General features: G+C 53.5%; 3 protein-coding genes and 1 pseudogene. 2 read left to right on the top strand and 2 right to left on the bottom strand.

The genetic code is table 11. From position 1 onward, the window contains the following. Window positions 1-224: 224 nt before the first annotated feature. Together ABWP27_RS12465 and ABWP27_RS12470 are read left to right on the top strand one after the other, a co-directional pair. On the top strand, window positions 225-1,358 hold the full coding sequence (locus ABWP27_RS12465) for a M14 family metallopeptidase (protein ID WP_353157349.1): 1,134 nt from the start codon (window positions 225-227) through the stop codon (window positions 1,356-1,358). Then, window positions 1,355-1,819, top strand: a complete 465-nt coding sequence (locus ABWP27_RS12470) for a CYTH domain-containing protein (RefSeq protein ID WP_353157352.1) — start codon at window positions 1,355-1,357, stop codon at window positions 1,817-1,819. Before ABWP27_RS12465 ends, ABWP27_RS12470 begins: the two co-directional genes overlap by 4 nt. Window positions 1,820-1,857: 38 nt before the next feature. On the opposite strand, the gene ABWP27_RS12475 is transcribed toward ABWP27_RS12470, so the two are convergent. Next, on the bottom strand, window positions 1,858-3,108 hold the full coding sequence (locus ABWP27_RS12475; RefSeq protein WP_353157355.1) for a DUF2863 family protein: 1,251 nt from the start codon (window positions 3,106-3,108) through the stop codon (window positions 1,858-1,860). Window positions 3,109-3,384: 276 nt separating this feature from the next. Continuing rightward, window positions 3,385-3,929, bottom strand: a pseudogene (acnA, locus tag ABWP27_RS12480) (aconitate hydratase); the annotation flags it as partial.

Below are 3,929 nucleotides of genomic sequence, written 5' to 3' on the forward strand. Positions count from 1 at the left end.
GATGTTGTAGTGCGCTATACACTTCATTGCACTCATCACCGGAGCCGGCGGTTCGAAAATATACCGGCACCAATTCCTGCTCCATATAGCTTGACGGCGCATGATCACCGTTCGGGCTGAAAAAATCCAGTAGCTTTTCCTGCAGTATCTCTTCCTTCAATACGGCCCAGCATCAGCATCGTTTTACGCTATCCTGTCGGCAACTCCAGCTACAGAAGAAAACGATGTCTATCAAAATCAGCTCTCATTTCGATGCCGGTGCGATTGAAGTATTGCGCGCCGAAACGGCACAAACCATCGAACTCAAATTACGCAAAGATTCACATGCCGATATCAGCCAATGGTTTTATTTTCGTGTGCAGGGTACGCGTGGCGAGCGCTGCACGCTGCGCTTCCTGAATGCGGGTGAGGCGACGTATCCGGATGGCTGGAAAGATTATCAGGCGGTAGCCAGTTACGATCGCAAGAACTGGTTTCGCGTGCCGACTGCATACGATGGCAGCGTGATGACGATCTCGCATGTGCCGCAATTCGACAGCGTGTATTACGCCTATTTCGAGCCTTATTCGTGGGAGCGGCATCTGGATTTATTGGGACGAGCGCAGGCATCGTCTTTGCTGCGTGTCGAGGATTTGGGCACTACCGTAGAAGGGCGCGACCTGAATTTGCTGGTGATAGGCGATCCTGCCGCACGTCATAAAATCTGGGTGATTGCACGCCAGCATCCGGGTGAGACTATGGCTGAATGGTTTGCTGAAGGCATGGTGGACGCCTTGCTTGACCCGTTGAATTCCATTGCGCAGAAATTGTTGCAGCATGCCGTGTTTTACATCGTTCCGAACATGAATCCGGACGGAGCAGTCAATGGAAACTTGCGCACCAATGCCACCGGTGCCAACCTGAATCGGGAATGGATGACGCCTACTTTGGAACGCAGCCCGGAAGTATTTCATGTGAAAAACAAGATTCACGAAACCGGATGCGATCTTTTTCTCGATATTCACGGCGATGAAGGTTTGCCATATGTATTCGTGGCCGGCAGTGAAATGCTGGAAGGTTTTACGCCACAGCAGGTTGACGAACAGCAGACCTTCATCACGGAGTTCTTGCAGGCCAGTGAGGATTTTCAGACAGAGTTTGGTTACAGCGCAGGAAAGTATCGCGCAGACATGTTGACCTTGGCTTCCAAATACATAGGCCATACATTCAAGTGCGTATCGCTGACGCTGGAAATGCCGTTCAAGGACAATGCATATTCGCCTGATCCCAAGGTGGGCTGGAATGGCGCACGCAGCGCGCAACTGGGCAGGCAGATACTGCAACCGATTTTGCACAAGATCGAGCGCGGTGCACGATGAGCGTCGAGATCGAAAGAAAATTCCTGGTACGCGGATCGGAATGGAAAGCGCTGGGGTGCGCTGTCGCAATACGGCAGGGATATTTATCGACGCATCCGGATCGTGTGGTACGCGTACGTATTGAAGACGAAACTGCGACCCTGACCATCAAGGGAAGAACGCAAGGCATGACGCGCGGCGAATGGGAATATGCGATTCCGCTGACGGAAGCCGATCAGTTACTGAATGATTTATGCGAACGGCCGTTGATCGAGAAGACCCGCACCCGCATTGTGTACGAAGGCATGGTGTGGGAAGTGGATGAATTCTTTGGCGACAATCTCGGACTGGTGGTCGCAGAGATAGAACTGGAAAGCGAAGAGCAGGCGTTTTCCAGACCGGACTGGATCGCAGAAGAAGTGACTGACGACGCGCGTTATTTCAACGCCAATCTGCTACGCCATCCATACACTGCATGGTGACGCATGCGGCGCAGTGAATACTGCGCCGGTCAGGAATATCAATGCAGATGAGTGGAGCCGGACGGTGCATCTTCCGGCATTTCGGCATGCACCAGTTCTGCATCCATGTCGGGAAAGAGCGGCGCGCCGCAATCGTCGCAGACTTCCATCGCAAACAATTCGTTATGGCGCTTCACATTGGTGACACCGCATTCTTCCAGCAGTGCAAGAATTTCCTCTATCGGCGATTTGCGTTCGACATCAGCGGAAATAACCGGATCGCTAGGTACTTCAACCGTGCGGTATTGCAATTCTTCGTCATCTTCCTGACCATAGAGCGGCCACACGATGCCGTAGATGACATCCATGTTTTCCGTGCGCGCAAAGCTGATCCGATATTCATCAACGCGGCCATCGGCAGATTCTTCGCCAAAGCTGCCGATAATGGCTTGCAAGTCGTTTGCTTCGACATTCAGCGTGTACGTCAGGTAGTGCACGGCGGCGCGTATCGAGGCCGGACGAATTTGCTTGTCGCCTTCGCGACAGGCGACGAAATAAGCTTCAGGTAACAGCAGCTCGATACCGCAGCCCGGCAACAGCCGCGCAATATTCGGCATGGCCTGTGTATTCCATTGCGCCAGAGCTTCGTCGCGCTCCTGCAGATTTGCCGAGATTTGCCAGCGAAACAATGGCTCTCCCGCAACGGCGGTGACCACGGCCAACAGATAGCGTGTATCGGCAAGGAAGGGCGCGGTTTCAGGCTGATGTGCTACCTGCTTCAATGCGCTACCTTTCAACGCTGCCTGCGCGATCTTTTGCGTGAGGGCGAAGGTTTCGGCATGACTGCGCGGCAACTGGTCAATGGAAAACAGATTTGGCATCATGGCCATTTTTGTTTCCGCTGCCAGCATGTGTGCCTGCAAATGCGCCGATAGCGTGCTCACCATCTCGGCCGGGATAGCGCCTGAAGCAATCGAAAAACGTGTCCACGCGAGAATGGGCATGGCGATCAGCAAGGCATCGTAAGAAATGCCGTCCTGCTCGATCTGGCAGGATTCGCTGGCCGCTTCTGCGCATTCCATCAAGGCATCGTAAGCGCCCGATTCCAGCTTGAACAAATGATCAAGCGCGGCGTCGATGGCGTCCTGATGATGCGCCTTCAGCAGCTTGCGCAACAGCAAATCCAGTTGGCGTTCCCAGTTGCGTTCCTCCAGACGGCTGGATGCCTGGATAATTGCCTGGGCGAGCGTCGCCAATCGTTGACTATCTGGGGACAGCTTGTGGACGGTATTTTTGGATGGACGACGCATGAAGGAATGATCTGAAGAAAGGCGGAGAACTTGTATTGTAGTGGATTACACGTAGCGCAAACGTAATCCGCTGCTTTCATGCAATTTCACCGACAGGACAGACTGTTGAATGGATCCTGAAACCAGTTTGATCCACGCATGCGCGACGAAGTTCATCAGCTGTATTGCGCGGCATTCAAATAAAAAAACCGCATGCTTGATGCATGCGGTTTTTTGTTATCGGCTGCTGTGCAGCTGCCGTATTCGTGCGACTCTGCAAGAGTCGCACGAAGAAGATCAGGCTGCCAGCAATTGACGCAAAACGAAAGGCAGAATGCCGCCGTGCTTGTAGTAATCGACTTCGATCGGAGTATCGATACGCAACAGCACCTTGACGTCCTGCGATTGACCGTTTGCACGATGAATTACCAGTGTCACTTCCTGCTGCGGACGCAGATTGCCTTCCAGGCCTTTCAGGTCGAAAGTTTCTGCGCCGGTAATGCCCAGCGTGGTGACGCTGTCGTCGCCGAGGAATTGCAAAGGCAGGACGCCCATGCCGACCAGATTGGAACGATGGATACGTTCGTAGGAACGTGCGATTACTGCCTTGACGCCCAGCAACTGCGTGCCTTTTGCAGCCCAGTCACGCGACGAGCCGGTGCCGTATTCTTCACCGGCAAAGACCATGGTAGGCGTGCCTTCACTGACGTAACGCATTGCTGCATCGTAGATCGACATTTCTTCGCCAGTCGGCTGGAAGCGTGTAATGCCGCCTTCAACACGCGAACCATCCGGTTTGATCGGGATCATCAGATTCTTGATGCGCACGTTGGCGAAGGTGC

Source organism: Herminiimonas fonticola, from assembly GCF_040395855.1.
Taxonomy (GTDB): Bacteria; Pseudomonadota; Gammaproteobacteria; order Burkholderiales; family Burkholderiaceae_D; genus Oxalicibacterium; species Oxalicibacterium fonticola_A.